At 69.5% G+C, this 15,516-nt stretch carries 12 protein-coding genes; 6 read left to right on the plus strand and 6 right to left on the minus strand.

The window, feature by feature from the left end:
- Positions 1-17: 17 nt before the first annotated feature.
- Both ACTH43_RS01905 and ACTH43_RS01910 read right to left on the minus strand, forming a co-directional pair.
- Positions 18-1,835 carry a DEAD/DEAH box helicase gene (locus tag ACTH43_RS01905; protein WP_441443233.1) on the minus strand — a complete coding sequence of 606 codons (1,818 nt, stop codon included), beginning with the start codon at positions 1,833-1,835 and terminating at the stop codon, positions 18-20.
- A gap of 103 nt (positions 1,836-1,938) precedes the next feature.
- On the minus strand, positions 1,939-2,307 hold the full coding sequence (locus ACTH43_RS01910) for a DUF3039 domain-containing protein (RefSeq protein WP_441443234.1): 369 nt from the start codon (positions 2,305-2,307) through the stop codon (positions 1,939-1,941).
- A gap of 170 nt (positions 2,308-2,477) precedes the next feature.
- On the opposite strand from ACTH43_RS01910, the gene ACTH43_RS01915 reads away from it, so the two are divergent.
- Positions 2,478-2,951 (plus strand): VanZ family protein, encoded by a 474-nt coding sequence (locus tag ACTH43_RS01915; RefSeq protein WP_441443235.1) that lies wholly within the window; start codon positions 2,478-2,480, stop codon positions 2,949-2,951.
- 185 nt (positions 2,952-3,136) lie between these two features.
- Here the strand turns inward: ACTH43_RS01915 and ACTH43_RS01920 are convergent, their stop codons facing one another.
- Positions 3,137-4,594, minus strand: coding sequence for an NAD-dependent malic enzyme (locus ACTH43_RS01920; protein WP_441443236.1), 1,458 nt, complete (start codon positions 4,592-4,594; stop codon positions 3,137-3,139).
- A gap of 182 nt (positions 4,595-4,776) precedes the next feature.
- Between ACTH43_RS01920 and ACTH43_RS01925 the strand changes: the two genes are divergently transcribed.
- The 3 genes from ACTH43_RS01925 to ACTH43_RS01935 are packed head-to-tail and all read left to right on the plus strand — an operon-like array spanning position 4,777 to position 6,725.
- The gene (locus ACTH43_RS01925; RefSeq protein WP_441443237.1) at positions 4,777-5,886 is read left to right on the plus strand and encodes a C2 family cysteine protease; all 1,110 of its coding nucleotides are present in this window, start codon (positions 4,777-4,779) and stop codon (positions 5,884-5,886) included.
- Positions 5,879-6,214: a hypothetical protein gene (locus tag ACTH43_RS01930; protein WP_441443238.1), complete on the plus strand. Its 336-nt coding sequence runs from the start codon at positions 5,879-5,881 to the stop codon at positions 6,212-6,214. Before ACTH43_RS01925 ends, ACTH43_RS01930 begins: the two co-directional genes overlap by 8 nt.
- Positions 6,207-6,725, plus strand: a complete 519-nt coding sequence (locus tag ACTH43_RS01935; RefSeq protein ID WP_441443239.1) for a hypothetical protein — start codon at positions 6,207-6,209, stop codon at positions 6,723-6,725. Before ACTH43_RS01930 ends, ACTH43_RS01935 begins: the two co-directional genes overlap by 8 nt.
- 107 nt (positions 6,726-6,832) lie before the next feature.
- Here the strand turns inward: ACTH43_RS01935 and ACTH43_RS01940 are convergent, their stop codons facing one another.
- The gene (locus ACTH43_RS01940) at positions 6,833-7,474 is read right to left on the minus strand and encodes a hypothetical protein (protein WP_441443240.1); all 642 of its coding nucleotides are present in this window, start codon (positions 7,472-7,474) and stop codon (positions 6,833-6,835) included.
- A gap of 444 nt (positions 7,475-7,918) precedes the next feature.
- Positions 7,919-11,842, minus strand: coding sequence for an ATP-dependent RNA helicase HrpA (gene hrpA, locus ACTH43_RS01945; RefSeq protein ID WP_441443241.1), 3,924 nt, complete (start codon positions 11,840-11,842; stop codon positions 7,919-7,921).
- A gap of 168 nt (positions 11,843-12,010) precedes the next feature.
- Between hrpA and ACTH43_RS01950 the strand changes: the two genes are divergently transcribed.
- Both ACTH43_RS01950 and ACTH43_RS01955 read left to right on the plus strand, forming a co-directional pair.
- Complete coding sequence (locus ACTH43_RS01950; RefSeq protein ID WP_441443242.1) at positions 12,011-13,414, plus strand: hypothetical protein; 1,404 nt, start codon at positions 12,011-12,013, stop codon at positions 13,412-13,414.
- 383 nt (positions 13,415-13,797) lie between these two features.
- Positions 13,798-14,379, plus strand: coding sequence for a hypothetical protein (locus ACTH43_RS01955; protein ID WP_441443243.1), 582 nt, complete (start codon positions 13,798-13,800; stop codon positions 14,377-14,379).
- Between the two features lie 51 nt (positions 14,380-14,430).
- On the opposite strand, the gene ACTH43_RS01960 is transcribed toward ACTH43_RS01955, so the two are convergent.
- Complete coding sequence (locus tag ACTH43_RS01960) at positions 14,431-15,378, minus strand: phosphotransferase (RefSeq protein ID WP_441443244.1); 948 nt, start codon at positions 15,376-15,378, stop codon at positions 14,431-14,433.
- Positions 15,379-15,516: the final 138 nt, after the last annotated feature.

The raw sequence follows: 15,516 nt of genomic DNA on the forward strand, positions 1-15,516 counted from the left end.
CGTGCGGGTCGAGCGGCTCAGCGGCGGCCGACGAACCAGCCGCGCACGATCCCGATCCGTTCCTGGATCTGTTCGGCGCTGGCCTGGGCGACGGCTGGCCCGCCGCTGCGGCTGCGCAGCGTGTTGTGGACCGAGCCGTGCGGGGTGCCGGACTTCTTCGCCCAGGCGGAGACCAGGGCGCTGAGCTCCTTGCGCAGCTCCATCAGCTGCCGGTGGTCGACCACGCCGGGAGTGACCGGGGTGTTCGCCGTCCCGTTCTTCTGCCGGCGCGCCTGCTGCTGGGCCTGCTGCTGCTGGAGCACCTCACGCATCTGATCGGCGTCGAGCAGGCCCGGGATGCCCAGGAACTCCTGCTCGTCCTCGGAGCCGATCATGCCGCCGGCACCGTATTCGCCGCCGTCGAACAGCACCCGGTCGAAGGAGGCCTCGGACTCGAGCGCCTCGAAGGTCATCTCCAGCTGATCGCTCGTCTGCTCGGGACGGTTCGCCTGCTCGATGAGGCTCTCGTCGAGGCCGGTCTCCTCATCGCCGCCCTTGGGCCGACGATCGAGGACGTGGTCGCGCTCGGCCTCCATCTCGGCGGCGTGGCCCATCAGGATCGGGACCGTGGGCAGGAAGACGCTGGCCGTCTCGCCACGGGTCCGCGAGCGCACGAAGCGGCCCACGGCCTGGGCGAAGAACATCGGAGTGGAGGTCGAGGTGGCGTAGACGCCCACGGCCAGGCGCGGCACGTCCACGCCTTCGGAGACCATGCGCACCGCGACCATCCACCGGTCCTCGGAGGTGGAGAAGTCCTCGATGCGCTTCCCGGCGCCGACGTCGTCGGAGAGGACCACGGTGGGCGCCTGCCCGGTGATGTCCTGGAGCGTCGCGGCATAGGAGCGCGCGGCCTTCTGGTCAGTGGCGATCACGAGTCCACCGGCGTCGGGCACATGGCGCCGCACCTCGGTGAGGCGGCGATCGGCCGCGGAGAGCACCGACTGGATCCACTCCCCCTTGGGGTCCAGCGCTGTGCGCCAGGCCTGCTGGGTGATGTCCTTGGTCTCGAGCGCGCCGAGCTGGGCGGAGACCTCGTCACCGGTCTTGGTGCGCCAGTGCATCCGCCCCGAATAGGTCATGAACAGCACCGGGCGCACCACATGGTCGCGCAGCGCCTCGCCGTAGCCGTAGGTGTAGTCGGCCTTGGAGCGCAGGAAGCCCTCGCCGTCCTGCTCGTAGGTGACGAAGGGGATCTGTGAATCGTCCGAGCGGAAGGGGGTTCCCGTCAGCGCGAGCCGGCGGGTGGCCGGATCGAACGCATCCCGCACGCCGTCGCCCCAGGTGCGGGCGTCGCCCGCGTGGTGGATCTCGTCGAGGATCACCAGGGTGCGGTCGGCTTCCGTGCGGGCACGATGCAGTGCCGGGTGCATGCCGATCTGCGCATAGGTCACCGCGACGCCCTGGTAGTGGCTGCCGTGGGCGCCCTGGGCGTTGGAGAAGTTCGGGTCCAGCGAGATGCCCACGCGGGCGGCGGCATCAGCCCACTGGGTCTTCAGGTGCTCGGTCGGCGCGACCACCGTGATGCGGCGAACGGTGCCCTCGGCGAGGAGAGCGGCCGCGATCTGCAGTGCGAAGGTGGTCTTGCCGGCGCCGGGTGTCGCGACGGCCAGGAAATCCTTGGGGGCGCGGGCGCGGTACAGCTCGAGCGCCTCGGCCTGCCAGGCACGCAGCTTGGGGACGGTGCCCCAGGCGGCACGTTCGGGGTACGCGACGGGCAGCGATCGCGCGGCCGCCTCGGAGGGCTGGCGGGGATCGCTCGTGGAGAAAAGAGAAGGGGTACTCACAGCGTGGACCACCGTACCGCCGACGGGTGACGACCCGCCGACGGACGCGGTGTGAGGAAGGTCCGGCGCGCCCCCGGGCTCTGAAGAGCGCGCCTGGTCAGCAGCGCCTGGCGGGTCAGCGCCGCCCGCCGAAGAAGCCGCGGAAGCCGCCGCCCTTGCCGGAGCCGCCCTTGCCGTCGCCGCCGTCGTTCGGCTCGCGCATCCCCTCGTAGATCTCCTTGCACTCCGGGCACACCGGGTACTTCTGGGGGTCCCGGCCGGGCACCCACACCTTTCCGCACAGCGCGATCACGGGCGTGCCGCCGAGGGCGGCCTGGGTGACCTTGTCCTTGCGCACATAGTGCGCGAACCGGTCATGATCGCCGTCGTCGGTCTTCTGGTCCTGTTCCTGCAGCTGTCGGTCCAGCACCGCGGTGCTGCCGGGCGCCGCGCCCGGATCGTCGCTGTAGGGGTCCATCCGGGACGGGTCGGAGGTGGAGGACATGACTGCTCCCTGGCTAGGTGACGTGATGCCTCGATCGTACCGGCACCCTTCCCGACGGGCCGGTCCCACTCGGGTCCCCGTTGCCCTCCCGCCGTCCCCTCGATGCTCCGCGACGGCGTGACGGCCTCGCCTCCCCGATCGCTGGCCACGGGGCTGGAAGAATGCTGGCCATGGACGTCGCCGTCGATTTCATCCGCCGCCTGCCCTCGGAGATCCGACGGGTGGGTGGCTCGCTGGTGTGGCGGCTGGGCCTGCTGGCCCTGGCACTGCTGCTGAACATCGGCTTCTATCTGCCCTCGCTCCCGGAGGGAACCCCGGGCACCGACATGCCCGGCCTCGACAAGGCCGTGCATCTGCTGGTGTTCGCGCTGACCGTCTTCGCCGCGGGCCGGGTGCTGGCACCGCGGAAGCGGTTCCCGATGGGCTGGGTGGTGATCGTCGCCCTCGCGCATGCGGTGCTGATCGAGCTCGTGCAGCTGGTGGCGATGCCGGCGCGCAGCGGCGACGCCGCGGACGTCCTGTTCGATGTGGTCGGCATCGCGCTCGGGCTCGCCGTCTGGGTGGGGGAACGGGTGCTGCGACGAGCTGCCGCCCAGCACCAGGTGGACCCAGAGGACGAGCCTGCGGAGCTCAGCACGCGCTGACCCGCAGAGGTCGAACAGCAAGAACGGCGCGCACCGTCCGGTGCGCGCCGTTCTTGCTGCTCAGGTCCTGCTCTCAGCCTCTGTGCTCTTCGCTGAGCTCCTCCCGCTCGCACGCTCGCAGCACGTCGCTCAGCCTCTGTGCCCTTCACTGAGCTCCTCCCGCTCGCATGCTCGCAGCACGTCGCTCAGCCTTCGAGCGTGATCTCGTCGGCGTAGACGGCCGTCATCGCGCCGGTGATGGTGTCGACCGTTCCGGCCTCCTCGCGGGCCACCGTCTCAACGGCGCTCGCCACCGCCTTGGTCACGCCCTCGTGGAAGACGCTGGGCACGATGTAAGTGGGGTTGAGCTCGTCGGCGGAGACGACGTCGGCGAGGGCCTTGGCCGCCGCCAGCAGCATCCGGTCGCTGACCCGGGTGGCATGGGCGTCCAGCAGCCCTCGGAACACGCCGGGGAAGGCGAGGACATTGTTGATCTGGTTCGCGAAGTCGCTGCGACCGGTCGCGACCACCTCGGCGTGCTTGACCGCCTCGGCCGGATCGATCTCGGGGGTCGGATTCGCCATCGCGAACACGATCGAGCGCTCGGCCATGGTGGCGACGTCCTCGGCGGTGAGGATATTCCCGGCACTGACGCCGATGAACACATCCGCGTCGACCACCGCATCCCGGAGGGTGCCGGTGAGCTCTCGCGGGTTGGTGACCTCGGCGATCCAGGGCAGGCGCCCTTCGAGCTGCTCGCGGCCTTCATGGACGATGCCGTCGATGTCGGTGACCACGACGTCACGAGCACCGGCCGCACGCAGGAGGCGAAGGATGGCGGTGCCGGCCGCTCCCGCTCCGGAGAGCACGATGCGGGCCGTGGAGATGTCCTTCTCGACCACGCGCAGCGCGTTGCGCAGCGCGGCGACCACCACGATCGCGGTGCCGTGCTGGTCGTCGTGGAAGACGGGGATGTCGAGCTCGGCGCGCAGCCGATCCTCGATCTCGAAGCAGCGCGGGGCGGAGATGTCCTCGAGGTTGATGCCGGCGAAGACCGGCGCGATCGCCTTCACATGGGAGACGATGTCGTCCACCGAATGGGCGTCCAGGCAGATCGGGAACGCGTCGATGCCGGCGAAGCGCTTGAACAGCGCGGCCTTGCCCTCCATCACCGGCATCGCGGCGAGCGGGCCGAGGTCCCCGAGCCCCAGGATGGCGGAGCCGTCGGTGACCACGGCGACGGTGTTGCGCTTGATGGTCAGGCGCCGTGCATCCTCGGGATTCTCGGCGATCGCCTTGACCACGCGTGCCACACCCGGGGTATAGATCATCGAGAGGTCGTCACGGTGACGGATCGGGAGCTTGGACTCGACGGTGAGCTTCCCGCCGAGATGGGCGAGGAAGGTCCGATCGGAGACCTTGCCGAGCTCGACCCCCTCGATCCCGCGCAGCTCGTCCACGACCTCCATGGCATGGTCATGGCCCGCGGTGAGCACGGTGATGTCCGCGCGCATCCGCTCCGGCCCGGAGGCGGAGACGTCAAGGGCCGTGACGGTCCCGCCGCGTCTCTCGATGCGACTGGTGATGTCGCTGACGGCGGCAGAGCGGGCGGCGAACTCGAGACGGATCGTGATGGAGTAACTCACGGATGGCGACGGTGACATGAGGCACAGCCTAACGAGATCAGCGGCTCCGTAGGGACAGCACGCGGCATCAGAAGAAAGCGGAGCGTCGTGCAGTCGCACGATGGAGCGCCGCGACCCCACAGCCGTCCTGATCAGTACCCGCAGATGACCCGCACTGGCCCTGCGTTGCGTGCGTCACAACATCCGTGGGACCCTCGGGCATGACGTTCTGGGGGGCCGATACGGCAGAACTGGTGGCGCTCGCACGCCGGTTCAGGGATCACGACGGGCAGCTCACGGGGACTGCGGAGGCGCTGCAGAGTGCTGTCGCCGTCGTCGGCTGGGAGGGACCTGACGCCACCGACTTCCGTGAGCGCTGGGAGCAGTGCCGTCAGAAGCTGTCGCTGACGGCAGGCCATCTGGGCAGCGCGGCCGAGCATCTCGCACTCCAGGCAGCGCAGCAGGACGCCGCCTCCGATCCCGAGGGCCGTATCGATGCCGGGGACTACGGCGGGATGCTCGGAGGCGAGTTCCTGGACTGGTCGGACCTGATCAACGCCGGTGAGCGCGTCGGTGACATATGGCGCGACCGCATCGAGGCGGGCGATCCCGAGAGCTCTCTCGGGTCGCGGTACACCGTGGAGAATCCCCAGTGGGATCCTGCCGATGTCGACATCGATCAGAACGGCATCGAATCCTCGCTCGTGAACCAGGGATCCCTCGGCGACTGCTGGTATCTCGCAGCACTGATGGCAGTGCAGCAGACGGACCCGGGCCTCCTGGCCGAGAACATCAGCGGCGTCGGTGAGCCACCGGGTGCCGACGGCTGGGAGGTGCAGCTCTTCCTCGACGGCGAGTGGCAGGACGTCCCCGTCAGCCCCGAGGATCTCGGCGTCAACGGCACCATGGATGATGGAACCGGCGACCCCAGCTGGGCGACCATCTATGAGATGGCGATGATCAACGCGAATGATGGCCGGGCCTCGGCCGTCTCCGCGGACACCCCTGCCGCCGGCCTGGAGATGATCACCGGCGAGTCCGCACGGGAGTCAGACTCCATCGGGCAGCCCTCCTTCGACGAGTACAAGCAGGCGATCGATGAGGGCCGCCCGATCACGGTGATGACCGATCCGATGAAGCCGATCGGGCCGGCCCGCGACGACCTGGTGGCCGCGCACGTCTACCAGGTCTCCGGATACGACGAGGAGACCGGCGAGATCATCCTGACCAACCCTCACGGGCCGAACGGCTCGACCACCTACGAGGTGAGGATCGACCCTGACGATCCGATGTATGCCACCTCGATCTTCATGACCGGGATCGGTGAGTGAGCCGATGTGGACGCAGCATCTCATCCAGCAGTCGGGCCAGCTCACGCTCGGCACGCTCCGGGTAGGGGTCTTCCGCACTCTTGCCGACGAGGACGGGCCGTACGCGGTGCTGCGCCTGTCCGTATCCGGCGCAGAGCACGTCCAGGAGCTGACGATGCGTCCCGGTGACGCGACCGAGCTGGAGGGGATCGGTGATCTGCTGCTGCTGGTGGCCGAGCCCTCGACTCGGGAGCGCCGCGGATCGGTGCGCCTGGCACTGGCGAGCGCCCGCACCGGAACAGAAACCGGAACCAGAACCAGAACCGACGACGGTGCCGCCCATGGGTGAGCAGCGGTCGACATGCAGCCGGCTCCTCCCCCGCCGCGCCACCCTGCTCGCAGCGGTGCTGCTCGTGATCTCGGGATGCGGTGGCGGTGGCGGTGGCGACGCGATGCCTGCGGAGGAGGCGGTGGCGCAGTACGAGGTCGTAGCGGAGGACGTCCTCGAGGCGCTCACCACAGTGCGGCCGCTGGCCTGGGAGCGTGGCTCACAGGAGATCATCGAACCCGGCGCACAGGACTGCCGCTATCGGCCAGGGATATGGAAAGCGGACGACGTCCTCTACCCGGAGCCCGGCCAGGGCCGGGACTGGGACCCCTGGCGTGAGGCGCTCGACCCGGTGCTGGAGGAGCATGGATTCGAGGCCCTCGGGCGCGAGCAGAGCTCCGGCAGCGCCTATTGGCTGGAGAGCCAGGGACCGAACGGGTCGCGGCTGCAGCTCTACATCGACGGAGAGCTGCGCATCACCGATGTCCGGGTCGATGCCGAGCCATGCGAGGACGCCACCCTGGGCCTGTGACCACGGCTGGTGCCCCTGGGCCTGTGACCGAGGCCGGTGAGAACACCGTGTGCCGGTCATCTCCACCTGCGGTGGCGCGGGGCACCGGCGTCTCCACCCGCCGCGCCTCAGGCGGTGAAGGGCGTGACCTCGGAGGCGTAACGCTCCCAGATCTGGCGCGCCGCGGTGACCTGCTCCGCATAGCGCTCAGGGTGCGCGGAGGACTGCACCGTCTGTGCGGCGGCGCCCGGTTCCCAGCGCGTGACGTCAGGGATGACCTGGAGCAGGCCCGGCGCGTCGGTGTCCTCCGCGAGCCCGAGGAAGGCGTCCAGGGCGTGCTGCTTGTGACGCACCTGGTCATAGGTTCCCCAGCCCATCGAGGGACGCTGCTGGAACAGGCCGCCGGAATCCGCGTCCACGGCCGGCTCATAGTTGTACAGCCATGACTCGACGATCGCCGTGATCAGCGCGATGACGGCGACCTCCTCACCCAGTTCGTGACCCTTCACCGCGGCGATGATGAACTTCGCGTTGGCGAGCTGCCAGTCGTCCATCGCGTCCACGAGGAAGCCCTCACGGGTCTCAGGTCGGGTGAGGAACTCCTCGGTCCACTCGTCGGCGCCGATCGCCTTCTCCGCACCGGGCTCGACCGCGGAGGCAGGAGCGAGGACACCGAGGCCTGTCGTGGAGGCGAGGCCGAGGGTGCCGGCGGCGATGAGGCTGCGGCGAGAGAACGGGGCGGCGGTACGGACGGTGGTGGCAGATGCCATGAGGATGGGGGTCCTTCGTTCCGAGACGGTGGGCGATGCCCGGTCATCCCGAGCTGTGCCAAGGTAACGAAGCGATCACGGCGAGGGAAGGAGGCAGGTCACGTCTCCCCTTGCCTCCGGGGACGCGGAGCGTCCCGACTTGTGCGAGCCATGACCGAAGCACGCCCGGGGCCAGAGGTGCGAGCTGCGGGCGTCACCGCCGGTCATCACGCCACGAAAGGGAGCCAGCCTCATTCCGGCGCGCACGCCGTCGGCTCCCGCAGCCGGCGCGGGTAAAAACTTCGTCACGTGACCGCGCAGACACGCTCCGGGTGCCGTGCGCCACGCCAGCCACCGTGCCCGGCAGGCTCTGCTCTTGTCCGGCTCGGCTCTTGACCTGCTCGGCTCTTGACCTGCTCGGCTACCGCCGAGCCGGCGCTATGCCCATGACACCCCTGACCGACCTCAGGAGAGCTCGGCGATCGCCTTGCGGATCCGCTTGTCCGAGACCGTCTGCTTCGTGCCGAGCGTCTGGGCGAACAGGCTCACCCGGAATTCCTCGAGCAGCCAGTCGATCTCGCGGGCGGCGGGTTCGGCGCGGCGGCGGGCGGAGAGCTTCGCCCGCTGCGTCGCCCAGTGCTGCTGGAGATCTCCGATCTGCCAGGCGAGCTGCTCATCGCGTCGTGGGTTGCCGGGCAGCTTGTCCAGCCGGATCGAATCTGCTTCGAGGTACCGGCGCAGGTCCGGGAGGTGCGTGATGCCGGTGCGGGCGATGAACCCGTCACCCAGCAGCGAGGCGGCGTGCTCCCGGATCTGGGTGAGGTGGGAGAGCACAGCCAGCGATGGTGCCCGCGAGAGCTCCTTGTGCAGCTTCCCAGCGGTGGCGAGCGCCGCCGCCGCATCCTTCACCGCCTGGGCGGCGAGGGTGACGTGCTGAGTGCGCACACGATCCAGGAGGGCGTCGTACTCCGCCCGCGTGCGCACCACCGCCGTGCCCGCAAGGTGCACGGTCGCCGCCGTCGAGGCATCCGCGAGCAGCGCGGCGGTGGAGGCGTAGTCCGAGCCCGCGACGGCGAGCTTCGTCGGATTCGGCAGCGCGTTCAGGACCGCGCCGAGGTCGGCCCCGAGATCGCGGTCCAACAGGGCGATGACGCCCTCACGGTGGGCGAGTGCCTGCTCATCAGCGGTGGCGAGCACGGCGAGGTCCACCTGCCGCAGGCGGCCGTCCTCACCGCGGCGCGCCACCAGCGCCGGGTAGCCGGTGACCTTCAGCCCGCCGACGGTGGATTCCCGCAGCGCCGGCACGCCCTCGGCGGGGAAGCTCGGCAGATCCTTCTGGGCCAGGTCATCTGCTTGCGCGGAGACCGAGGCGTCGACGCGCTGCTTGAGCCGCCCCTTGAGCGTCTCGAGGTCGTCGCCGGTGCCGATCTGTCGGCCCTTGTCGTCGACCACGCGGAAATGCATCCGCAGATGCGGGGGCAGCTTCGCGAGGTCGAACTCGGGGCCGTACAGCGGGAGGTCGTCGGGGACCCCCGGCAGGGCGACCAGCTCGTCGGCGACGGCTTCGAGGAAGATCTCTCCGGCGTCCGGATCCTCGTCGTGGAGCGTCACGGCGACCGTCTTGGCTCGTTCCGGGGCGGGGACCAGGTGGCGGCGGATGGGCTTGGGCAGGGAGCGGATCAGCTCGGTGACCAGTTCCTCGCGCATGCCGGGCACGAGCCAGTCGAAGCCGCGCTTCTGAAGGCGGTTCAGCACGGCCAGCGGCACGGTCGCGGTGACGCCGTCGATGCCCTTCGCTCCCACGTCGCCGAAGGAGTAGCTCAGCGGCAGGGTGATGTCTCCCTGCACCCAGGTGTCGGGGAAGTCTGCGGCGATCGCCTCCGCCACGCTCTCGTCGGCCGCGAGCAGATCCTGCTCGGTGAGGGTGAGCAGGTCCGGGGTCTCGTGGCGCTGCGTCTTCCACCAGGTGTCGAAGTGTCGACCGGAGACCACGGTGGCAGGGATTCGCTGGTCGTAGAAGCTGAACAGCTGCTCGTCGGAGATCAGCAGATCGCGGCGACGGGTCTTCGCCTCGAGCTCCTCGAGCTCCTTGATCAGGGACCGGTTGTCGCGGAAGAAGTGGTGGCGGGTGCGCCAGTCCCCTTCGATCAGGGCGTTCTGGAGGAAGATCTCCCGGGCGGCCTCGGGATCGATGCGCCCGTAGCCCACGACGCGGTCGGCCACGATCGGCACCCCGAACAGGGAGACCTTCTCGTGCGCCATCGCGGAGGCCTGCTTCGAGGACCAGTGCGGGGCGGAGTGTGAGCGCTTGACCACATGGGAGCCGGTCTCCTCCGCCCAGGCCGGGTCGATCCGGGCGGCGGTACGGCCCCAGAGCCGGGAGGTCTCCACGAGCTCGGCGACCATCACGTAGTCGGGCCGTTTCTTGGACAGTGCCGAGCCGGGCCAGAGCGCGAAGCGGGCGCCGCGGGCGCCGGCATACTCCCGGGTGCGGTCATCCAGCAGGCCGACGTGGCTGAGGAGCCCGGCGAGCAGCGACTGGTGGATCGCCTGCGGGGAGGCGTCGTTGTCGTTGCGGGAGAGCTCAGCGTCTTTGGCCATGTCCTTGAGCTGGCTGTGCAGGTCCCACCATTCGCGGATCCGCAGGTAGTGCAGGTGCTCGGAGCGCACCTCGCGGCGGAAGGCGGAGTTCGACAAGGACTTGCGCCGTTCCTGGAGGTGGTTCCAGAGGTTGAGGTAGGCGAGGAAGTCGCTGGTCTCGTCCTCGAAGCGCTTGTGCTTCTCCTTGGCCTGCTGCTCCTGGCCCAGCGGTCGCTCACGCGGGTCCTGGATCGACATCGCGGCGACGATGATCAGCACCTCCCGCAGCGCACCAAGACGGTGCGCCTCGATCAGCATGCGCGCCATCCGCGGATCCAGCGGGAAGCGGGCGAGCGTGCGCCCCACGGGCGTGAGTCGGCGGCCGCCGGGCTCGCCCGGGGCGTCCTCGATCGCGCCCAGCTCGTCCAGCAGCCGCACCCCGTCGGTGATCGCGCGGGAGGCGGGCGGTTCGACGAAGGGGAAGGACTCCACGTCCCCGAGCCCCAGCGAGGTCATCAGCAGCACCACGGAGGCGAGCGAGGTGCGCAGGATCTCGGGTTCGGTGAACTCCTCGCGCCCCTCGAAATCCTCCTCGGAGAACAGCCGGATCGCGATGCCCGGGGCGGTGCGGCCCGAGCGGCCGGAGCGCTGGTCGGCGCTGGCCTGGGAGATGGGCTCGATGGGGAGGCGCTGCACCTTGGTGCGCTGGGAGTAGCGGGAGATGCGCGCCAGGCCGGAGTCGATCACATAGGTGATGCCGGGGACTGTCAGCGAGGTCTCGGCGACGTTCGTGGACAGGATGAGGCGGCGGTAGGTGCCGGCCTTCGGCGGGGAGAAGATCCTCTGCTGGTCCTGGGCGGAGAGCCGCCCGAACAGCGGGAGCACCTCGACCGGCAGCGCGGAACGACCCCGGGTGCCGCGATTGAGATGGGCGGTCAACGCCTCGGAGATCTCACGGATCTCGCGCTCGCCGGGGAGGAAGACGAGCATGTCACCGGGGCCCTCGGCCGCGAGCTCGTCGACCGCGTCGGTGATCGCCTGGGTGAGGTCACGTTCGACGGAGTGGATGTCCTCGAGCTCGTCGTCCTCCTCGACCTCCGGCTCGAGCACCAGGGGTCGATAACGGATCTCGACGGGGTAGGTGCGCCCGGAGACCTCGATGATCGGGGCTGGCCGCTTCTCACCCGAGGGCGAGGTGCTCGCGAAATGCTCGGCGAAGCGTTCGGGGTCGATCGTGGCCGAGGTGATGACGACCTTCAGATCCGGCCGCTGGGGCAGGATCTGGCGCAGATAGCCGAGGATCACGTCGATGTTCAGGGACCGCTCGTGGGCCTCATCGATGATGATCGCGTCATAGCGCTTCAGCAGCCGGTCACGGCCGATCTCCGCCAGCAGGATGCCATCGGTCATGAGCTTCAGCCGGGCATTGCGGCTGGTCTCGCGCGTGAAGCGGACCTGGAAGCCGACGGTCCCCTCCCCCAGCTTCTCACCGAGCTCGCTCGCGATGCGCTGGGCGACCGAGCGGGCGGCGATCCGGCGCGGCTGGGTGTGGCCGATGAGCTTCCCGCGCTTGCCGTAGCCGAGCTCGAGCAGCATCTTGGGGATCTGAGTGGTCTTGCCGGAGCCGGTGGCGCCGGCGACCACGACCACCTGGTGCTCGCGCAGCGCGTCCAGGATGTCTTCGCGCTGCTGGGAGACCGGGAGCTCCGCGGGATAGTTCAGGCGCAGCCCGGTGTCGGAGGCAGAGGCTGGCGTGGAGGCGGGCTCAGTGGCAGGCGCGGAGGCAGGCGTCGAAGAAGGCGTGGTCATGGCGGGCCCACTCTACGTGGCTCGGCCGCTGCGGGTCCCGGTGATTTCCCTCGACCGGGCGCCGACCGATATCTCGTGGACCGCTCAAGAGTGGTGATCCTGCGCGCAGGTGGCGGATGTGCCGAGGACTTGGCCCCGGCAGGGCTCCGCGCAAGGTAGACACAGCGCATGTCGATCATCCGTGGACGTCGCTCCGCCCGTGGCCTCGCGCGCGCACTCCTGCTCGTGCTGCTGGTCGTGGCGGTCGTGGTTGCGAGCGTCGTCTTCGGGGCGAGACGAGCTTCCCATGACGCATCTCCCATCACCTCGACCACGCAGTTCAGCGCCACGATGGACCGCATGGTCCCGGTGCTCGGAGAGCTCCTGGGGGCGATGGGCGTGCGCTCCCCCGCACATCTCGCCGCCAAGCTGGGCTCGATCCGTCCGGTTGCCCTCGCCCATCCCGCGTGGCCAGATGCCGACTATGCGCTGTTCTCTCCCGAGGACTCGGAGGGGCCCGAGGAACCGGCGCTCGGAGCGATCGTCTGGTCGTCATCCTCCCCGGCCCAAGACGACGCGGACCGGTCATGGTCCGCGCACTGCGTATTCCTGCAGATCGATCAGCAGGAAGCCCGGATCGCCTGGCAGGAGGTCCAGTGCCCGCAGGAGACCCCCGAACAGCCTCCGTCCGAGAGCTCTCCGGACGACCCCGCCGCCACCCTGGAGCGGCCGGAGCTGCGAACGGGCACAGCGTTCCGCTCCGCCGACAACACTTCTCACGGCTCGAGCAGCGACCCCATCCAGCGCGGTTTTCCGGCCAGCGGGCTCGTGCCGACCGATCGGCCGCCGACGACGGGCGACTGCGGACCGGAGGCCCTGGACGCGGTGCTCGACTCCGCCAGCGGCGCCGGCCCTGAGGACAGCGTCATCCTGCGGATCCAGAACGTCTCACCGAGCTCCTGCACCGTGCCGACGCTCTCCGGACTGAGAGTCGACCGTCAGGGCGAGCCCGTCGTCCCCTTCCTGACCCAGGCTGGGGCACCCCTCGACCTCGCTGCCTGGGAATCTGCCGCCACCTTCCTCTCGTTCCGTCCTCATCAGATCAGCCCCGACGGTGACGCCCTCACCCTCATGCTCGGTGGCAACTGGGTAGCGCTCGCAGATCCGAGTGACCTGACCCTCCGGGTGCGCGACGGCGATGAGATGACAGCCTCGCCCTGGCAGCACGCGGGATACGGGGTGCTCCTGGGGACCGATGAGAACTGGCGTGAGGACCTGGACATCGCACCGCCCTGCGCTCCGGAGCAGCTGGCGGTGACGGCCCGTCCCCGGTCCTCCTCAAGCGGAGACGAGGACGGGCTCCCTGATCCCACGCCGTTCACCGTCCTCAACATCAGCACAGCAGGTTGCAGGATCGAGTCAGGGACGCTCGCAGGGATCCCAGCAGTCCCAAGGCTGACCATCCCGTCTACGGTGCTGCTTCAGAGCGGCCACAGCCTCGATCTGTTCGGGCCTGACAGCGCACCGAACCTCACCGGCCAGTTGATCGTCGACGGCGTCACGCACCCGGTGGCCCCTCTGCAGACTCCCTGATTCGGGGCCGACTCCCTCACAAGATGCGGCCGCGATCCGCGGCCAGGAGAACCACGACGTCCCACCCCCACGATTCAGTCGTGGCTCCCACCCCCACGATTCAGTCGGGGCACAGCTCGGGGCACAGCGTTGTGGAGGAAACGTTCTCCAGGCCGTTGACCAGCAGGATGTGCATGGACAGGACGGCGCTCGCATCGTAAGAGGCATGCTCCGCCCATGAGCGCCACGAGCACAGCCCCTCCCCCGCACGGGCCCTTCTGCCAGGGGCGGGCACCACACCGATCGCGCTGCGGAAGCGACGCGCGATGATCCGCACACTCGTTCTCTGGCCCGGTCCCTCCCCGGCAGACTCTGCCTCCGCGTGCCACGAGTATTCCTCCAAGATGATCAGCCATGGCATCTCCTGGTACCGCCATGGCACCCTTCCGAGCCAGGACCCCGAGGTCTTGGATTTCTGTCGGGCGGCGGTGAAGAGTCTCAGGGCGTCGTCGGCCGGCCGGGAGAGCCCCTGGGAGGTGCCCGGGGAGTACGGGACGCTCTGGGGTGAGGTCCTCACCGTCGAGTTCGATGGTCCGCAGCCGGCGGCTGTCGCCACAGTGGCGCGCCTCGCCCACGAGCACGGGCTGGTCCTCTTCGATCTGCCTGCACACCGGGTGCTGACCACTGCGGATATCACGACCACCTTCGGCGTGCCGATGATCCCCGCCGCTGCGCCCAGGTCCTTCTTCGAGCTGATGATGGAGTGCAGACAGCGCTGGAGGTGCGTCGATGAACTGCGAGTGCTCGGGTCGGAGCTGATGAACTGCACCTTGCCGGTGGATCCCTCCCTGGTGACACCGATCCAGGAGGAGCTCGAAGTCTTCGAGGAGGTCCTGGACCTGCTCGGGTGCTATGACCTGGAGGACCTCAAGGAGCGACTCGAGGAGCTGATCCATGCGACCGCGGAGGACGACGTGTGGCGGTGAGGTGCGCCGAACGCGGGCCAGAAATATTCGGGAAGCTGACGGCGCCCGGCCTCAGCGTGATAGCAAACTGTGCCCGGCGGCGCCCAGGCTGTGCGTCGGCGGATAGGCGCTGACCAGTGCGAGAGCCATCCGGGTCCCCCACGCCCACGCCCTGGACACCAGCGCATCCCAGATCGCATCATCGTCGATCCCGGTCCAGGCGGCCGTCTCGCGGTAATCCTCCAGCACCGTGGTCGACGGCACGTGCAGCAGCAGGCCTCCCAGGTCGCTCGCCGGATCACCGCGGGTGGTATCGCCCCAGTCGATCAGTGAGGCCCGTCCTCCTGTTCCAGGCAGGGGGACGACGACGTTCCCGGGGTGCGGGTCCCCGTGCAGCAGCAGCTCCCGGCCTTCCCAGGGAGCTGCGGCCAGTCCGGTGCTCCACCGAACCTCTGCCCGCTCACGCACGGCGTCCGGCAGGTCTGCACGGTCGAGATCAGCGGCGAACGCCGTGATCCGTTCCGCGAGCGGGACGCCTCGCGCCGGGTTCCGACCGACCTCCGGCGCGGGCCCGGAATGGATCGTGGCGAGCATCCGAGCGAGGTCCTGTGCGACCAGTTCGCGGATCATCTGGGGCGCCTCATCCGCGGTGCTGCCGTCGATCCACAGCGCCAGCACGGCATCGTCGGCAGTGGCCAGGATGATCGGCAGCCCCATCGGCAGCGGGATCCCGAGCCCGCGCAGGCGTCGCAGCACCGTCACCTCGCGGCCCAGCAGCGCCCGAGCGGACTCCCGCCGTGCGACTCTCAGCACCAGCGGACGACCCTCCAGCTGACCCACCGGCCACAGCGCGTTGTCCCAGCCCTCGCCCCGCGGGGCACGCCCGATCGTCCAGTCGATCCGCTCGAGCTGGAACCCCTCTTCGGGGCGCAGCCGCGCGCACAGCAGCTCGACGCGCCGCAGATCCACGGGCAGGTCGGCTGGTGGCAGGAAGGGAGCCGTACGCGGCAGGCTGGTCATCCGGCCACCGTACGGTGGCCAGGCATCGTCGGCAACGATCTCGACCTCTCCGGCGGGGCGCGCCTGCCTCCGGGGCAATCCCAGACAACTGCTGCAGGTCGAACGGTTCGATGGCTACCGTGGGCCTCCTGCGGCCGT

This window comes from Brachybacterium sp. (assembly GCF_052095815.1).
Lineage (GTDB): Bacteria > Actinomycetota > Actinomycetes > Actinomycetales > Dermabacteraceae > Brachybacterium.